Annotated in this window: 19 protein-coding genes and 1 pseudogene; 11 read left to right on the top strand and 9 right to left on the bottom strand. The window is 59.6% G+C overall.

Annotated elements, in window-relative coordinates:
• Positions 1-191, bottom strand: a pseudogene (locus WAW39_RS01350) (hypothetical protein); the annotation flags it as partial.
• Positions 192-340: 149 nt separating this feature from the next.
• On the opposite strand from WAW39_RS01350, the gene WAW39_RS01355 reads away from it, so the two are divergent.
• Together WAW39_RS01355 and WAW39_RS01360 are read left to right on the top strand one after the other, a co-directional pair.
• Positions 341-1,444 (top strand): aldose epimerase family protein, encoded by a 1,104-nt coding sequence (locus tag WAW39_RS01355; RefSeq protein ID WP_422314986.1) that lies wholly within the window; start codon positions 341-343, stop codon positions 1,442-1,444.
• Complete coding sequence (locus tag WAW39_RS01360; RefSeq protein WP_422314988.1) at positions 1,441-2,271, top strand: PP2C family protein-serine/threonine phosphatase; 831 nt, start codon at positions 1,441-1,443, stop codon at positions 2,269-2,271. Before WAW39_RS01355 ends, WAW39_RS01360 begins: the two co-directional genes overlap by 4 nt.
• A 20-nt stretch (positions 2,272-2,291) precedes the next feature.
• On the opposite strand, the gene WAW39_RS01365 is transcribed toward WAW39_RS01360, so the two are convergent.
• Both WAW39_RS01365 and WAW39_RS01370 read right to left on the bottom strand, forming a co-directional pair.
• Positions 2,292-2,567: a hypothetical protein gene (locus WAW39_RS01365; protein WP_422314990.1), complete on the bottom strand. Its 276-nt coding sequence runs from the start codon at positions 2,565-2,567 to the stop codon at positions 2,292-2,294.
• Between the two features lie 36 nt (positions 2,568-2,603).
• Positions 2,604-3,641: a methionine synthase gene (locus tag WAW39_RS01370; RefSeq protein WP_422314992.1), complete on the bottom strand. Its 1,038-nt coding sequence runs from the start codon at positions 3,639-3,641 to the stop codon at positions 2,604-2,606.
• Positions 3,642-3,840: 199 nt separating this feature from the next.
• Between WAW39_RS01370 and WAW39_RS01375 the strand changes: the two genes are divergently transcribed.
• Complete coding sequence (locus WAW39_RS01375; protein WP_422314994.1) at positions 3,841-4,629, top strand: PEP-CTERM sorting domain-containing protein; 789 nt, start codon at positions 3,841-3,843, stop codon at positions 4,627-4,629.
• A gap of 21 nt (positions 4,630-4,650) precedes the next feature.
• Here the strand turns inward: WAW39_RS01375 and WAW39_RS01380 are convergent, their stop codons facing one another.
• From WAW39_RS01380 to WAW39_RS01395, 4 genes are read right to left on the bottom strand one after another with little or no spacing between them, the layout of a single operon-like run.
• The gene (locus WAW39_RS01380; protein WP_422314996.1) at positions 4,651-5,058 is read right to left on the bottom strand and encodes a hypothetical protein; all 408 of its coding nucleotides are present in this window, start codon (positions 5,056-5,058) and stop codon (positions 4,651-4,653) included.
• Positions 5,055-5,834, bottom strand: coding sequence for a sugar isomerase domain-containing protein (locus tag WAW39_RS01385; protein ID WP_422314998.1), 780 nt, complete (start codon positions 5,832-5,834; stop codon positions 5,055-5,057). The genes WAW39_RS01380 and WAW39_RS01385 overlap by 4 nt, the downstream gene beginning before the upstream one ends.
• A complete protein-coding gene (locus WAW39_RS01390; RefSeq protein WP_422315000.1) occupies positions 5,831-6,730 on the bottom strand; it encodes an ROK family protein in 900 nt (299 codons plus the stop codon). The genes WAW39_RS01385 and WAW39_RS01390 overlap by 4 nt, the downstream gene beginning before the upstream one ends.
• The gene (locus tag WAW39_RS01395) at positions 6,727-7,521 is read right to left on the bottom strand and encodes an SDR family NAD(P)-dependent oxidoreductase (RefSeq protein WP_422315003.1); all 795 of its coding nucleotides are present in this window, start codon (positions 7,519-7,521) and stop codon (positions 6,727-6,729) included. Before WAW39_RS01395 ends, WAW39_RS01390 begins: the two co-directional genes overlap by 4 nt.
• A gap of 47 nt (positions 7,522-7,568) precedes the next feature.
• On the opposite strand from WAW39_RS01395, the gene WAW39_RS01400 reads away from it, so the two are divergent.
• Positions 7,569-8,465, top strand: a complete 897-nt coding sequence (locus WAW39_RS01400) for a sugar phosphate isomerase/epimerase family protein (protein ID WP_422315005.1) — start codon at positions 7,569-7,571, stop codon at positions 8,463-8,465.
• Positions 8,466-8,477: 12 nt separating this feature from the next.
• On the opposite strand, the gene WAW39_RS01405 is transcribed toward WAW39_RS01400, so the two are convergent.
• Positions 8,478-9,287, bottom strand: coding sequence for a hypothetical protein (locus WAW39_RS01405; RefSeq protein WP_422315007.1), 810 nt, complete (start codon positions 9,285-9,287; stop codon positions 8,478-8,480).
• Positions 9,288-9,423: 136 nt separating this feature from the next.
• On the opposite strand from WAW39_RS01405, the gene WAW39_RS01410 reads away from it, so the two are divergent.
• The 7 genes from WAW39_RS01410 (at position 9,424) to WAW39_RS01440 (ending at position 15,766) form a co-directional block, all read left to right on the top strand.
• Positions 9,424-10,503 carry a pyridoxal-phosphate-dependent aminotransferase family protein gene (locus WAW39_RS01410; RefSeq protein WP_422315009.1) on the top strand — a complete coding sequence of 360 codons (1,080 nt, stop codon included), beginning with the start codon at positions 9,424-9,426 and terminating at the stop codon, positions 10,501-10,503.
• 233 nt (positions 10,504-10,736) lie between these two features.
• A complete protein-coding gene (locus tag WAW39_RS01415) occupies positions 10,737-11,027 on the top strand; it encodes a hypothetical protein (protein WP_422315011.1) in 291 nt (96 codons plus the stop codon).
• Positions 11,028-11,040: 13 nt separating this feature from the next.
• A complete protein-coding gene (locus WAW39_RS01420; protein ID WP_422315013.1) occupies positions 11,041-11,742 on the top strand; it encodes a hypothetical protein in 702 nt (233 codons plus the stop codon).
• A 15-nt stretch (positions 11,743-11,757) separates the two neighbouring features.
• Positions 11,758-13,227: an ammonium transporter gene (locus tag WAW39_RS01425; RefSeq protein WP_422315015.1), complete on the top strand. Its 1,470-nt coding sequence runs from the start codon at positions 11,758-11,760 to the stop codon at positions 13,225-13,227.
• A 71-nt stretch (positions 13,228-13,298) separates the two neighbouring features.
• Positions 13,299-14,477, top strand: a complete 1,179-nt coding sequence (locus WAW39_RS01430; RefSeq protein WP_422315017.1) for a radical SAM protein — start codon at positions 13,299-13,301, stop codon at positions 14,475-14,477.
• 166 nt (positions 14,478-14,643) lie between these two features.
• On the top strand, positions 14,644-15,345 hold the full coding sequence (locus WAW39_RS01435; protein ID WP_422315019.1) for a hypothetical protein: 702 nt from the start codon (positions 14,644-14,646) through the stop codon (positions 15,343-15,345).
• 136 nt (positions 15,346-15,481) lie between these two features.
• The gene (locus tag WAW39_RS01440; protein WP_422315021.1) at positions 15,482-15,766 is read left to right on the top strand and encodes a hypothetical protein; all 285 of its coding nucleotides are present in this window, start codon (positions 15,482-15,484) and stop codon (positions 15,764-15,766) included.
• 90 nt (positions 15,767-15,856) lie between these two features.
• On the opposite strand, the gene WAW39_RS01445 is transcribed toward WAW39_RS01440, so the two are convergent.
• Complete coding sequence (locus WAW39_RS01445) at positions 15,857-16,429, bottom strand: hypothetical protein (protein WP_422315023.1); 573 nt, start codon at positions 16,427-16,429, stop codon at positions 15,857-15,859.
• Positions 16,430-16,608 lie beyond the last annotated feature (179 nt).

Below are 16,608 nucleotides of genomic sequence, written 5' to 3' on the forward strand. Positions count from 1 at the left end.
CCGCCATGGCCGATGAGATCAAGGATTTCGAGATCGGGAAACGCAGCGGCGATTTCCGCGAGCGTGGGCAGGTCACGCGGGGTGAGAGGGAGCGTGTCGGCTCCGCCGTCCGTCGGCATGGCAGCAGCGGCCATCAGGTCGGCAGGGTTCAGTCCGTGGAAGGGATCGGATGAGGGCGTGGGAGAGTCCATGATACCGGCTGCATGGGGAAGATGGCGGCGGAGGTTACACACGATCATGCGGTGCAGGCCAGAAACTTCATCCCGGGTCATGGAATCCCTTCTTGCGAAAATCGAGCAGTACCGTCACACTCGTGATCCAACTTCCCCAACCCGCATCCATGCGCCTCCTCGCGCTGCCAACCCTCTTCCTGCTTTTCATGTCGATCTCCGGCTCGTCACCTGCTGCCAGTGTTGAATCCTCCATCTGGGGAAAAACCCCGGCGGGTGAGGAAGTGAAACTCTTCACGCTGCGGAATGCGAAGGGCATGGAGGTCAGTCTCACCAACTGGGGCGCCTACATCGTCGCGGTGAAGGTGGCGGACAAAAACGGCAGGTTCGCCGATGTCGTGCTCGGCTTTGACACGCTGGAAGGCTATCTGAGCAAAAATCCCTTCTTCGGCTGCATCGCGGGCCGTTATGCGAACCGCATCGGCCATGCGAAGTTCAAGCTCGACGGCGTGGAGTACCTGGTCACCGCCAACTCAGGCAAGCACCAGCTCCATGGCGGCAAGGAGGGCTTTGACAAAAAGCTCTGGTCCGCGAAACCGACGTCCAACGGTGTGGCACTCAGCTACACTAGCCCAGATGGCGAAGAAGGCTACCCCGGCACGCTGCAGTGCACCGTGACCTACACGCTGACCGAGGACAACAGCCTGAAGATCGACTACCACGCCACCACGGACAAGCCCACGGTGCTGAACCTGACGAACCACGCCTACTTCAATCTGGCCGGTGAAGGCAGCGGCGACATCCTCAGCCACGAACTGACGCTTCCGACGGAGCAAATCACCGCCACCGATGACGACCTCATCCCCACGGGAGAGATCACCAGCATCAAGGGCACGCCGTTGGACTTCATCACCCCGCATGAGATCGGCGAACGCATCGGTGCGGACTTTAAACCGCTCGTTCAGGGCATCGGCTACGATCACAACTACGTCCTCTCTGGCACCGGCCTGAAACTGGCCGCCACGGTGAAGGAACCCACCAGCGGCCGGGTGATGACCGTGCGCACCACGGAGCCCGGCGTGCAGCTTTACACTGGCAACCACCTCAATGGCGTGCCCGGCAAAGGAGGGCATATTTATGCAAAGCGTCATGGCTTCTGCCTGGAAACGCAGCATTATCCCGACAGTCCGAATCATCCCTCCTTCCCCAGCGCAACCCTGCGCCCGGGTGAAAAATTCAGCAGCACCACGATTTACCAGTTTTCCGCCGAGTGAGCGCCACCACCGTCCTGACCGATCGAGTCCCCCTGTTTGAATCTCAGCCACCTGCCTTCATCCAGGAGCAGGATTTTGCCGCGAGGCAGTACCGGGGCCGCCGTGACAACCAGGAAGACTACTATGCCTTTGCAGATGCCGCCGAACCCGAGGAGCGCAGCCTTGAGCGCCTGCTTCTCGTCATTGGCGATGGACTCGGCGCGCATGCCGGCGGCAGCGTGGCCAGCTACATTGGAGTGAACGCTTTTGTACGTGCCTACCATGAGCAGGACGGCCCGACTTCCTGGAAGCTCAAGCATGCCGTGGAAACGGCGAATGAGACCCTCGGCATCATCACCAGCCGCATGCCGAGCGTGGCCCCGCCCATGGGCACCACCATGGTGGGAGTGCTCATCACGCCGAAGACGATGGAATGGATCAGCGTGGGCGACTCGCCGCTCTTCCTTTTCCGCGATGGCGTGCTGCATCGCCTCAATGCCGACCACAGCCTTTCCCCGCTCATTGATGCCCGTGCAGACCGCGGCGAGATCACCCGTGAGGAAGCTGAGAATCACCCTGACCGCCACACGCTGCAGGCTGCACTTCTGGGCATGCCGCTGGCGATGATCGACACTCCCGCAGAGCCCTGGGCCCTGAAGAAAGGTGACATCGTCATCGCCGCCAGCGATGGCATCTTCACTCTCACCCACAAGGCGCTGGAAGAACTGCTCAGCTTTGGCAAGCACACCACGGCGGACAAGATCGCCGATGCGATCATCTTCGCCATCCGCCGCATCAACAACGACCGTCAGGACAACACGACGGTGGGTGTGGTGAAGATCGGGTAACCGGCGGCAACTCGCAAAACTCAAAAGCGCAGCGTCGGCTTGCCTGGATCATCTAGGTCGGACATGTCCGACTCCAGGGCTATGCGCCAGCCAAGACGCAGCAGCCAGAGGCCGCCTATAAGCGACACTCCGCACGAGATGCCGTAGAAGCGCAGCAGACTTCCTTTCTCTACGATTTCGGTGGATTGAATGCCGAGATAACAGACCCACCCGCAGACGATGGCATAACCAACAAGAGCAATGCCAACCAAGCCGATGACACAGCCTGCCGGTGTTGCTTTCGTCGGAGTCTCCATGACGGCTGAACTAGCCCAAGGCTGTAGATCTTGCCGTTACAATCCCAGCTCCTTTTTCACGATGTCCACCCCCGCCACCATGCTCGCGAGCTTCTTCTTGGCCGCCCAGCGAGCGGTCTGGCTGAGGCCGCAGTCCGGCGCAAACACCAGCTTGTCAGCAGGCGCATGCTTCAAGCAGGCGCGCACCGCATCGGCGATCTGTTCCGGTGTTTCGATGTGGTAGCTCTTCACGTCGATGATGCCCACGGCCACGTCGTAGCGCTCGGCCATCGGTTTGATGACCTCCAGTTCAGCGTATTCGCGGTTCGCCATCTCCACATGCACCTCGTCGCAGTGCAGATCAAGGAAGGCGGGGAACAGCGGCGCGTATTTGCGCCAGCCGACGGGGTGGCCTTTGAAATTACCAAAGCAGAGGTGCGTGCAGATGCGCGCCTTGCCGTAGCCACTGCTCACGGTGCGGTTGAAGATGTCCACGAAGCGCCTCGTGTCTTCACGATAGCCGTAGCAGCTCATGCTCGGTTCATCGACGCAGATTTCCTCCGCCCCCTCCGCCACGAGATTCGCGATCTCCTGATTCACGATTGGCAGCAGCGCCTCGGTGATGGCGTAGCGGTCTTTATACTGCGCATTTGGCGCCAGCCGTCCACTCAGCGTATAGGGCCCGGGCACGGAGACCTTCAGGCGCTTGCCGGTGTGTGAGGCCAGACGCTGCAGGCGCTCAAACTCCTCCACCACGCCCAGACCCCGTGAGGCGCGCAGTTCGCCCACGATCTCATGCTTGCCACGCTGATCATGCGCCGGCGGCCCAAAGCGTCGCGGGCTGGCCGGTTCCAGCGCGATGCCCTCGATGAAACCGTAGAAGGACAAATTGAAGTCAAACCGTGTCTGCTCGCCATCCGTGATGACGTCCAGCCCAGAGGCGACTTGATCCTGAATGGCCACCTGAGCAGCATCATCCTGCATTTCCGCGATGTCAGCGCTGCCGAATTCCGTGAGATGCCGCGCTGAAAACTCGAGCCAGCCGGGAAAGGGATAACTGCCAATGACGGAGGTGCGGAGGGGTTGGGATTGCATGTGGAACAGCTATCCGCGCAAGAGGCTCAGCGTCAAAGCCAAGCGGCAAAACACAACCGATGCGGCGGGAAGGTTCATTCGTCTCATCCGCTTCTAAATTAAATCTTAGTTTAGAACACGCAGACTTAACTAAGTTCGTAGAGTACTTATGAAAACTAACCCATTCATTTTGCTTATATTAACTAATTTGCTTACTATTTTGTCACTTAATGCCCAAACGCCAATCGTCGGCACCGGCAGCAGCTACAGCTCGATTTTCCCCTCTTCCGCACCCGTTACTTACGATGTCCCGGGCGGAGGGCTGGTCTCGATCACTCTTTCAAACGGATCCACCACTGCAACCCGGGGGCTGTGGGATCTCACCGCCCAGGGAGGTGCCAACGCGACGATTCTCCTTAGCCTGACCGAATCCGCCGCGCAGGTGGCGTTGACAGGATCAGCCCTGCAGTTTCAGATCAGCAACGACAACAATTCATTGCTCGGCCTCCTGGGAGCCGGCACCAGCATTCACTATGGATGGCAGGCGGTGGCTTATTTCGACACTCCCGGGGACGTTCTCAACTACACCCCCAACACCCATTACAGCGTGAGCTTTGATGTGGATGGCAACAACGGCCTGCTCAGCTCCGTGGCGGGATTGAACCCGAGTTTCAGCTTTGAACTGATCGACGGACTGGGAAACACGCTGACGAGCACCAACAACACTTCCCAGATCAACATCGCCGGCCTGCTGGGCTCGGGTGTCACGACAGGCACCGTTAACCTGGACTACATCTTGGATGGCACAGCTCCCAGCGGCCCCATTGGCGTGCGGTTCATTGGTGATGCGCAGGTCGGCGCCACCGCACTGAGCCTCGGCACCGACTTTGCCACCATCTCGAACCTGAATATATCCGCCACTCCCGTGCCAGAGCCCGGCGGCAGCGTGCTGATCGCCTCCGTGGGTGTGCTGATGCTGCTCCGCAGGAGACGGCTGGGGGTGGGCTAATGCCCAGATGAGCCTCACAAGTCAGTCTGGCGTGGGGAAATCAAGAAATACGGCGAGGAGAAAAGACATCAAGTAACCAGCCGCCAGTATCGCCACTTGGAGGCACAGCCTTTTGCCCATTGTCATGCGGACAAACAGCCACCATGGGCTCAGGGCGCAAACAATCCAAACAAGTGCCGCAGCGGCATAGGATAAGTAAAAAACCACCATGTCCCTTTTGGAATCATAACCACCCGCAATTTCGGCCACGCACTGATCCATCATCAGCGCTGTCATGTGGGCGGGCATGGCAATCCCTGCCCACACCGACTGTAAAAACTGAACTTGGAAAAAATAACCCGGCAAGCATGTCACCAAAAACAAGAGATACACTGGACCACAGAGTCTCAGGCATCGCTGCGTTCCTGATAACATTTTGAAAGTCTTCATGCCCCCAGCTTCGCATAATACTTGGCGATTCGCCTCGCGTGCTCGTCGTAAGCGGCTTCAAACAGCTCCGTCGCTTTCGCAGCACCGACGACGGCTCCCGCTGTGAGCACCTTCGGTGGCTGGCCGGCTTTGACCAGCAGGTCGGCCACTTCGGCTTTGACGGCATTCACCAGCAGGCAACCGCCCACGGTGCTGCCAGGGGCGACTGGGGTGTCGAGATTTTCAATCTTGATCATGGCATCGCCAACCGGTGCGCCTGTATCGAGGACGATGTCTGAGAAGTCCTGGAGCTTTTTGCCGTCGCGATGGCGGCTGGTGCTGGCCTCGCTGTGCGTGGTGCTGATGATGGCGACGACTTTGACGCCGCGCCGTTGGAATTCTTCGGCCATTTCCACCGGGACGACATTGCAGCCGCTGCTGGAGATGACGAGGGCGCTGTCGCCGGGCTGGAGATCGAAGTTCCGCAGGATGCGGTTCGCCAGGCCGCTGACGTTTTCGAGGAACATGGCCTGCCGCTGGCCATTCGCGCCGACGACGAGGTTGTGAAAGGTCAGCGAGAGTTCGACGATGGGATTGAAGCCGGGGAAGGAGCCGTAACGCGGCCACATTTCCTCCACCAAAATGCGGCTGTGGCCGGAGCCAAAGACGTGCACCATCTGCCCGGCTAGGATCGTCTTTGCGAACATGTCGGCGGCCTGCTGAATGAGCGGAAGCTGATCACGAACACGATTGAGAAGGCCTTGGCTGGCGTCGAGGTATTGGAGGGCGGGAGTCATGAGTTTTGCAAGAGATTGAAAACGGAACCGAGGCATCCGGCGCTGTCGCCGAGCTGGGCAGGAATGATGCGGGCCTGATGGCCGCCGGGCCGCCATTCGAAACCGGTGAGGGCTTGTTGCAGTGGATCAAACAGACGGGCACCGGCACCGACGGCAATGCCACCGCCGACGATGACGACTTCGGGATCGAGCACGTTGATGAGCGAGGCAATAGCAGCAGCGAGATGGCGCACGGAGGTATGCCAAACTTTGGCGGCATGTTCATCGCCCGCGCTGAAGGCATCGAGCAGCGCATGGGTGTTGGCGTAACGTCCTTCACCGCGCTGGCCTATTGTTTGATTGCCGATGGCATCTTCGAGACTGCCCGGTGTATTGAAATCATCGCACGGTGCATTCGCATCGATGGTGATGTGGCCGAGATGCCCTGCCCTGCCGATCCTACCTTTGAGCAGACGCCCTCCACTCCAGATCGCTCCGCCGACACCCGTGCCGAGCGTGAGCATGAAAGCATCCTGCGTGTCCTTCGCAGCTCCAGCCCACACTTCGCCGAGCAGCGCGGCGTGGGCGTCATTCAGCACGCGGCAGTCGCGCTCCAGAAAGGCGGACCAATGGAATTTTTCGAGTCCGTGCATGCGTCCGGGCATCCAGTCGATGCAATGGCCGTCGGGGTTTGCCAATCCGGGTGCGGAGAGACCTACACGAAGCTTTTGCCCGGCCTGCGCCTCAAACTCATGCACGATTTCACGCACGGTGAGGGCGAAGCGCGGAGTGTTGCCGTCAAACTCCCCATCGCGCGTGGGTTTTGAAAGCGTGGCGAGGGTGCGGGCACTGGCAGTCTCCACGAGCGCGGCCTTGATGTTTGTGCCGCCGAGATCGATGCCGATGGCGAGGCTCATGATGCTTGGAGCTGACCTTCTGAGACAGTCCAACCGCCATCCACAGCGAGGACCTGACCGGTGATGAATTGGGAATCGGGCGAGAGCAGCAGCAGAGCTGCGGCATCGCAGTCCTCGGGCTGGCCGATGCGGCCGCCGTCGAGCGGTTGTTTGGTTTTGACGAAGTTCATGATGTTCTCGTTGCTCACGGCGCGCTGGGACATCGGCGTCTCGACCAACGCGGGGGCGATGACGTTCACGCGGATGTTTTGCGGCGCGTAGTAGGCGGCGATGGATTTGCTGAAGCCGATGATGCCCGCCTTCGCCGCAGCGTAGGCATGGGAGGCGAAAAACTGCGCGGAGGGCGAGTAGCCAAGCACGCTGGCCATGTTAAGGATCACGCCACCGCTGCCCTGTTTCAGGAACTGGCGGATCGCGGCGCGGTTCGAATAGATGACGGAGTTCAAATTGAGGTCCAGCGTGTAGCTCAGGCCTTCATCAGTGAGTTCGTGCAGCGGGCCGTCTCCCCGGCTGCGGCCACTGCCGCCGGCGACGTGGTAGAGGGCATCCACCTTGCCAAATTCGCCCACCGCCAGCTCCACCGCACGCTCCGCCGCCTCCGGCGTGGCGGCATCCGCAGCAAAACCCCGCGCCCTAGAGCCGAGGGCTTCCATAGCGGCTTCCACATTGACCTGCGAGCGGCTGGAAACAACGACCCGGGCTCCTGCCGCGACGAGTTTTTTCGCAGCGGAAAGGCCAAGCCCCGTCGTGCCTCCCATGAGGATGATGTTCTGGCCGGAAAGGGAATGCATGTTGAGTGAAGGAGTCGGACGTGCGATGTCGTTGTTCAAGCTCACTCATGAACACACGACGTACTTTCCTGCGCAACCTCTCAAGTTTGGCTTTTACGGCTCCGCTGATGGCGGAAACGCCGAAATCGAAGAACACCGTGTGTTTTTTCACCAAGCACCTGCAAGGCCTGAGCTTTGATGACATCGCCAGTCTGGGCGCGGAGGCGGGCTTCAATGGTGTGGAGTCACCGATCCGCCCCAAAGGGCACATCGAGCCTGAGAAGGTGGCGGATGAACTGCCGAAGTTTGTCGAGGCGCTGAAGAAGCAGGGCCTGGAAATGACCATCATGACCTCCGGCATCAATGAGGTGAGCAAGGAGCAGCGCACGGAGGAAGTGCTGCGCACAGCGGCCAAGCTGGGCGTGAAGCGCTTCCGCATGAACTACTACAAGTACGACCTCAAGCAGCCCATCTGGGAGCAGCTCCAGGCCGTGCGCCCCAAGATCAAGGATCTCGTGGCCCTGTGCAAAGAGATCGGCATCCAGCCCATGTTCCAGAACCATAGCGGCAAGGATTACTTCGGCGCGCCCGTGTGGGACATCTTCTCCATCATGCGCGAGTATCCGGCGGCGGACTTCAGCTTCGCCTACGACATCCTGCACTCCACCTGCGAAGGCGGCCTGTCCTGGCCCCTGGAGTTCAACCTCGTCAAAGACCACATCGGCGCCGCCTACTTCAAAGATTTCAAATGGGACGGCCGCAAGCTGGTGACCGTCCCCATCGGCGAAGGCCAGGTGGACCCTGCCTACGGCAAAATGCTCATGAAAACCGGCTACAGCGGCCCGATTTCGCTGCATCTGGAGTATCTCAAGGGCGATCCGAAGGACCCAGCTGTGCTGAAGGAATTCCGCGAGGCGCATGTGAGGGATATGAAGACGCTGAGTGGGTGGCTGGGCTGGGCGTGAGTCCTGTCCAAGTCACTTCTTCTCCATGGGCTGCGTGGCATCAAAACGCCACGGGCCTTCGCTCTTTTTACGCGCCTCAGGATCTTTCGGGGCCTGATGCATTCCCCCCACGCTCCACAAAGTGGAGTAATTAAAGCCAGTGATCCACACCCCGGCGGCGAACCTCCCCTCAAAATAGAACTGGATGTAGCCGATGAATGGCAGGTGCTGGGAGAAGAAATCCGGCTGCTTTTTGAGCATCCACTTCACCGCAGCCTCCTCATCGTTTATCCATGGCACATCCAATTGTTCATACTCGCGCAGCAACTGAGCGTAATCTCTGATGTCGATCCCAGGAACCTCCAGATCGCCGAAAAACTCGAACACTCCACCTTCAATTTTCGGTCTTTCCGGAAACTGTTGCGACGGCTTGGGGGAAAAGTCAATTAGCAGCACATTCGGCAGCAAAGGCTGCCAAGTGGACCAATGTTTTTTGTCGGGGCCGTAGCGGACATAGACTTGAGTCATAAAACTGGTCGCTTTTTCTCCTTTCCCTGTGGGTGAAGAGAATTTGAGAGTGCCGGTCAGAGAAAGTTCGCGCACAGTCCGCCAGGCCGTACCCACAGCCATCGGCGCGGTGGTGAAATGACTGTGGAGGCCATAAGAAGACTCATCGGCAATGCCCAGCCCTTCTTGGGTCACTTTCAACCCCTCTCCCAGTTCAAGCGTCTTTGAATCCTTCTCCTTGGTGAAATCCAAAGTCAAATTCTCACCGCCCATGATGGTTCCCCGGCACGAAACGCAGCACAGAAAAACCGAAGCCGTGATGATAAAGCAACGCATGCTGGATTTTAGGAATTTCAGGCTCTGAAAGTCAATGCTCCCCGGCCCAACCTGATCTTGGGGTGGAAACGGCGGTTTCTCGGGCTTGCGCAGACGGGCGGGCCTTCTACACTCGGCCTCCCCCCTTCCACCAAGCATGAGCACCCACGTCAAACTTTACATCCCTGGACCCGTTGAAGTCAGCCCTGACACCTATGCTGCGATGGCGCAGCCAATGATCGGGCACCGCGGCAAGGGGTTTCAGGACCTTTACGCCGAGATCCAGCCGATGCTGCAGACTCTCTTCGGCACGAAACAGCAGGTGTTTCTGAGCACTTCCTCCGCCTGGGGCGTGATGGAGGGTTCCATCCGCAATCTGGTGAAGAAAAAGGTCCTCAACTGCTGCAACGGCGCCTTCTCCGACAAGTGGCTGGACGTTTCCAAGCGCTGCGGCAAGGAAGCTGAAGCCTACACCGTGGAGTGGGGCCAGCCCGTGCGTGCTGACGAGATCGGCAAGCGCCTGGCCACGGGTGAGTTCGACGCAGTGACCTTCATCCACAACGAGACCTCCACCGGCGTGCTCAGTCCCATCGCGGAAATCGCCGAGCTGAAGAAGAAGTACCCGGATGTGATGTTCATCACGGATTCCGTGTCCGGCTTCACCACCGTGCCGGTGAATTTCGAAGAACTCGGGATCGACGTGCTGCTCACGGGCAGCCAGAAGGCCTTCGCGCTGCCTCCGGGCCTGGCGCTGTTCACCGCTTCCGAAGCGGCAATGGCACGTGCGGCCACGATCAATGACCGCGGCTACTACTTCGACTTCCTGGAGTTCAAGGCCAACGGCGAGAAGAGCATGACGCCGAGCACGCCGTGCATCTCCCTGATCTACGGCCTGCGCCATCAGCTGCAGAAGATCTTCGCCGAAGGCGTGGACAACCGCTACGCCCGCCATGCCAAGCTCAACGGCATGGTGCACGAGTGGGTGCGCCGCAACGGCTTCGAGTTCTTCGCCCCTGAAGGCTTCCGCTCCAAGTCGCTGACTTGCGTGGCGAACAACAAGGGCATCGACGTCGCCGCGTTCATCGGCCTGCTGAAGAAGAACCACAGCATGATCATCGACGGCGGCTACGGGAAGCTGAAGGGCAAGACCTTCCGAGTCTCGAACATGGGCGACGAGTCCGAGGCCAGCATCAGCACGGTGATCGCCGCGCTGGATGACAGCCTCGCCAAGCTCTAGTCGATACCGCCTCATTTCACCCCCAAGGGTGATTCATCCATTGCCGAACGGCCCTGAGAAATCAGGGCCGTTCTTTTTTGTGCGCCAGCCTGTATTCACAAAGCTGTTACGAGGTGTGCGGCATGTTGGCACGCGGGGTGCTTTGAATAAGCATTCAGATGGAACCAACTCGCATCATTCCGATCTCATCAGCCCGCCACACTGCGGGTGCGCAACCCAGCAACATCGTCCGCATGGAACCCGATCCTGGTCTGATCAAGATGGAGTCCTTTCAGGGACGCGAAACTCTGTCAGGTGGCGACACCGAATCCGCCCAGCGTTTCGCCGGCGAGGTGAAATATGTTGGGTACTTCGCAGACAAGCTGGCGGAGACGCTCGGCATGCGCCGTTTGGAAATCGCCATCGTGGAAGACAGGGAAGGTCAGACATCCATCAGCACGGGAGAGAAGACTGGCAGCTGGCACGGAATGATCAGCAGCAACCGCAGGTCGATCAAACAGGTGCGCGAGTCACTGGCACGCTGATCCCGATTTCCTCATGAGTTTGAATTCTGTGATCACCTCCGCAGCCTCCCTGCAACGCCTCGACGGCGTGGCAGGCGTAATGCTTTTCAAAGGCCGCAACACCATCCACCGGCAGATGCCCTTCTCCGACACGCGTGCGGAGAACCTGCGTGAAATCATCATCCAGATGCTCGACGGCTACCGCCAGGTGCGTCGAAAAATGCACCAGGTCTTCCTGGAATTTGACGGCGGCTCCCTGCTCATTGTGACGCAGGATGAAGCGGTGATGCTGTTCTTCCTCACCTCACGTGCAGACTCCGATCTCGCGGCCAGCGCCGCATCGGTGATGCTCAATGATCACGCCAAGGTGCTGAACGATGCCTCTACGGAGGCGCAGCCAGCTTCAAAGCCGCCGGCAGACGGCATCGAAGAACTCGTCGTCACAAGTCCGCGTGCTCTCTCCCAGCTCACCGAAAAAGCAGAAACGACCGTCAATCAGTGGGGAGCTGTGCGCAAATGCGTGGAAGGCGTGCTGGGCAAGGTCATGGGCCGTGCGCAGGCCAGCAATCTGATCCAACGCACCATTGACGAAGCGAAAATCCCCGACCCCTACCGCCTTTCCGCCACGGAGGTGCGCAAGCTCGCCATCAGCGTGATCGAGCATGTGCCGAACACTTCGAAACGCCGTCAGCTGCTCGTCGAACTCGACGCCTCGATGGAACATTTGAAATTCTGAACCTGACCCACACACATGCTGCACTTCCGCGCCTGCCTTTTTGCCTTCATCACACTGCTCACCTGTGCGTCTGCCCAGGAAGGCAGCGCCAAGATCGAGGCCAAGCTCGACACCATCATTCAAAAGCTGGATGCCAGCCAGGGCACCCTGAGTGAGGTGGCCAGAGCCGTGAAACCTGCGACCGCACCCTCCGTGGCGGCTCCCGCTGTTGCCAGCACGCCGGCAGACGCAGCCCTGAAGTCTGACATTGAGACGGTGCAGATGAATCTGAACTATGTTTGGATGGTGGCCACGGGAGCGCTGGTCTTTGTGATGCAGGCCGGATTTGCGATGGTGGAACTGGGATTCGCACGGGCGAAAAACAGCATCAACATCATCATGAAGAACTTCCTCGACTTCTGCATCAGCGCCATCGTGTTCCTGTTCATCGGCTTTGGATTGATGTTCGGCACCAGCGCAGGCGGCTGGATCGGCAGTGACAGTTTCTGGATCTCCAATCACGCGGCAGACGACAAGCTGTGGGCCTTCTGGTTCTTCCAGGTCGTTTTCGCCGGCACCGCCTGCACCATTGTTTCCGGAGCCATGGCTGAGCGCACGAAATTCGTCGGCTACCTGATTTATGCTGGCCTGCTGGCGGGCCTTGTGTATCCGCTCGGTGGGCATTGGGCCTGGGGCAGCTTCGGCGGCGCGTTTGGAGTCGGCGGAGAAAAGGGCTGGCTGGAAGCGCTGGGCTTCGTCGATTTCGCCGGATCCACGGTGGTGCATGGCTGCGGTGGTGCCTGCGCACTGGCGGGCATTCTGGTCGTTGGGGCACGGCATGGCCGCTTCGCCAAGGACGGCACGCCGCGACTTATTGCTGGTCATAATATTCCACTCGCCGCTTTCGGGGTGTTCATCCTGTGGTTTGGCTGGTTTGGCTTCAATGCCGGTTCCACCCTCATCGGCAACGGCACGATTGGCCGCATCGCGGTGAACACCACCATCGCCCCTGCGGCAGCCGCCCTTTCCGCCATGATTTCCATGTGGTTTGTGCAAGGCCGGCCGGACGTGGGCATCACGCTCAACGGTTCGCTGGGTGGGGCCGTCGGAGTCACCGCCTGCTGCGCCAATATTTCTCCCGCCTCCGCCTTAGTCGTCGGTTTGATCGCGGGCATCATCACCACGGTGGCCACCATCGCGCTGGAGCGCATGCAGATCGACGATGCCGTGGGCGCGGTGCCGGTGCATCTCGCGAATGGCTGGTGGGGAACCCTCAGCGTGGCCCTCTTCAATCAGGACGGCTTTGATGCGCACAAGCTCGGCGTGCAGGCGCTGGGCACCTTTTCTGTCACGCTCTCCGCGTTCACCATCTGCTTTGCCATCTTCAAGCTGGTGGACAAGCTCGTCGGCCTGCGCGCCACGGACAATGAGCAGATCGAGGGGCTCGACTTTGCCGAGCACGCCGCCAACGCCTACCCCGACTTCCAGACCACGGAACAGGCCTGAGGCAACCTAGGTCACGCAATGCGCAAGATCGGCGGCGCGACCCGGACGCGGTTGTGCGTTGATTCCGGGTCATGATCAATCTCACCCGTCTTTACTGTGATGTCGCCCAGCCCATGGACCACCTGCGCTATGGCCGCGGCCACGGTTCCCCGACTTCCGCCGCTGAGCGCCGGCCCATTGTCGTCTGGAACATCACCCGCCGCTGCAATCTGAAGTGCGTCCATTGCTACCAAGATTCTGATTCGAAATTCTACCCCGGTGAACTCAGTTGGGAGCAGTGCAAAGCCGTCATCGATGACCTCGCCGAGTACAAAGTGCCCGCCCTGCTGCTTTCCGGCGGCGAACCCACGATCCATCCGCATTTCTTTGAACTGGCCGAATACGCCACGGGCAAGGGCCTGCGTCTCACGCTTTCCACCAACGGCACGCTGATCAATCCCGAGTGGGCGCAGCGCATCAAGGACATCGGCTTCTCCTACGTCGGCATCTCGCTCGATGGCATGGGTGCCACGCACGACCACTTCCGCGGCAAGGTGGGAGCCTTTGACAAAGCGGTGGCTGCGTTTCGGAACTGCAAGGCGGTGGGCCAGAAGGTGGGCCTGCGCCTCACGCTCTCCCGCCACAACATCGCCGATATCGAATCCATCCTCGACTTCATCGAGAAGGAGGACATCGAGCGCGTCTGCTTTTACCACCTCGTTTACAGCGGTCGTGGTGCCGAACTCATGGAAGTGCCGCATGAGGAGACTCGCGGAGCCATCGACAAGATCCTCGATCGCACCGCCAAGTGGGCCGCGAGCGGCAAGCCCCGTGAGGTTTTGACCGTCGATCAACCTGTCGACGGCCCCTACCTCTACATGCGTCTGAAACGGGAGAACCCCGAACGTGCCGCACGTGCGATGGAACTGCTCACCTGGAACGGCGGCGGTGCGAACAGCAGCGGCACCGGCATCAGCAACATCGACACCCAGGGCAATGTGCACCCCGACCAGTTCTGGCATGAACTCACGCTGGGGAACGTGAAGGACCGCAAGTTCAGCGACATCTGGAGCAATCGCGACAACGCCACGCTCAATGCCCTGCGGGATCGCAAACAGCACCTGACTGGCAAGTGCGCGCAATGCAGTTTCCTGGATGTGTGCGGTGGCGGCTTCCGCGTGCGCGCTCTGCAAATGACCGGCGATCTGTGGGCGCCTGACCCATCCTGCTATCTCAATGATCAAGAGATAGGCATCGCTCAAGCGGCTTAAAAAATATCCAGTTTAGCTGGTATGGAAATTTAGCGAATTACATCGTAATCACTGGATTTTACGACGCTGTTGTCTTGCCCTTTGGGCATACTCCTGCAAGCATGGTCAGGCGTTGTGTGAAGTTACACTTCGCATCAACGTCATCACCTTCATCTTCTTAAAATCCATGAAAGCTTCGCGTTGCCCCACCGCCTGTGTTGCGCGCATGTTCGCCATGCTGACGCCGGTCGTCCTTCTGGTCCAGTGCGCCATGCCACCCAGGGAGGCCTGGCACAGCATTCAGACGAACGGACTGATTCCCTACCTGACCTCTGCGAGACCGTCACCGCCATTCCGCACCGGTGCTTTGTACGCCCACCGTTACTCCTCCTACACTCAGCGCCCTCGCTACGGCACCGGTTACACGCCCAACAACTATTTCAGCACGCTCTCCACGGGATTGGGCAGTTCCAGGTATGTGCCTCGTAAGCGGTCGAGCAGTTCCTCGCTGGTACGCAGCCCGGATGTGAAAATTCCGGTGGAAGAACCTGTCCACACGGCTCCTCCGCGCATCGCGCACAATCCGCCTCCCGTCAGCCCGGCACCAAAAAACACTGACAGTGCCGAAGCCACCACTGAAAGCCTGCCCTACGGCGCCCCAGTCCCGGGCCGTATCAACATGGTGAACAGCCCCTTCGCCGGCAAAACGCAGCTGGTGGATGTTTCCGGCATGAGTGCCGGCCAGACCGTGAAGTGCCCCTACACTGGCAAATTGTTCAAAGTTCCGCCAACCCAGCAGGCTGCAAACAACGTGGAATCGCGATTGGAATCCAAGCCCGAGGCTCCCAAGGCCAGCGAGGAGCCCAAAGCCGAGGACAAAAAACCCTGAAAACTGCTCCAAAAGAGGGTTTCACCGCGCTCGAACCCCGGGAAACCGGGGGCGGACTGCATTTGATCTTGATTCGACCTTGATCAGTGGAACTCTTGCCGCCCTCAAAACCGCAAACGACAACCGATCATCCATCATGGGTCAACAACTGAACAAAGTCATCAAACGCCGCCGCCGTAAGCTCTATCTTGCCCGCAAGAAAGCTCTGGCCAAGGCCGGCGTCTCCCGCAAAGCACGCGCCGTTAAATCCGAAGCCAAAACCGCCAAGAAGGCTCCAGCCAAGAAAGCTGCCGTCAAGAAGGCCACCACCAAGCCCAAGGCTGCTGAAGTCGCCGCCGAAGCCACTCCAGCCCTTGAAGTCGCAGCTCCGGCCGTTGAAGTTGCTGAGACCGCCGCTCCTGAAGCTGCTGCCCAGGAATAACCGGTTAGCCGCGCAGTCATTTCAAAACAAGACCACCGTCATGGCCTGCCGTGACGGTGTTTTTTTGTGCTGATGCGCTTCCGGCCCCGCTTAGCGGAACCACAAGTTCCCGCCTGCACCTGAACCACCGCCGGAGGAGCTTGAATTGTAGCCGTCGTAATAGCCGCGTTCAAAGCTGGAGCGATAGCGCGGATCATAGCGCCCTACCTGCGCCGAAGGATCGGCCACCCGTCCGCCTGTGCGGTCACGCAGACCATAGTCGTAACCTTGGTTGTAGGTCGGATCACGCGGTGCCTGCTGCTGCGGCACATTTTGCGCAGGTGGCTGGGCCATGCCCTGATTCGGATAGCCCCCGACTTCTCGGCGGCTGTTCATCGTCAGGCTATAGCTTTGATTGTATGCATCGCGGTAAGCCATCTCGGTATTGCGGTCATAGCGTGATGGATAGCGCTGGTAGTTCTGGCTCTGGCCCTGCTGGGCATCCATCTGCCCGTCCTGCTGGCCACGCTCAAACGCCATGCTGTTCATCTGCGAACCCTGGTCCCGCATGTCCTGGCGGTACGGATTCGCATAGGGATCAGCACCGTTCGGACCTTGATAAGGATCCACGCATTGCGTGAGTAGCAGCGGCAGAGCCAGTGTGAGGAGATGGGCTGATTTCATAAGCTGAATCGTATGGGAAGATCACGGACTGGCAAGAATGCAGTCGGCTGAAACTACTTCTTCCCCTTGGCCGCAGCCGCAGTGAACCAGTCGCCACCACCGCCGCCGCCAAAGGGATTGCCCATGCCGCCGCCGGAGCTGCGCTGGCCACCACCACCGCTGGAAAAGCTGCGCTGACC

It is taken from the genome of Prosthecobacter sp. (assembly GCF_049294395.1).
Taxonomy (GTDB): Bacteria; Verrucomicrobiota; Verrucomicrobiia; order Verrucomicrobiales; family Verrucomicrobiaceae; genus Prosthecobacter.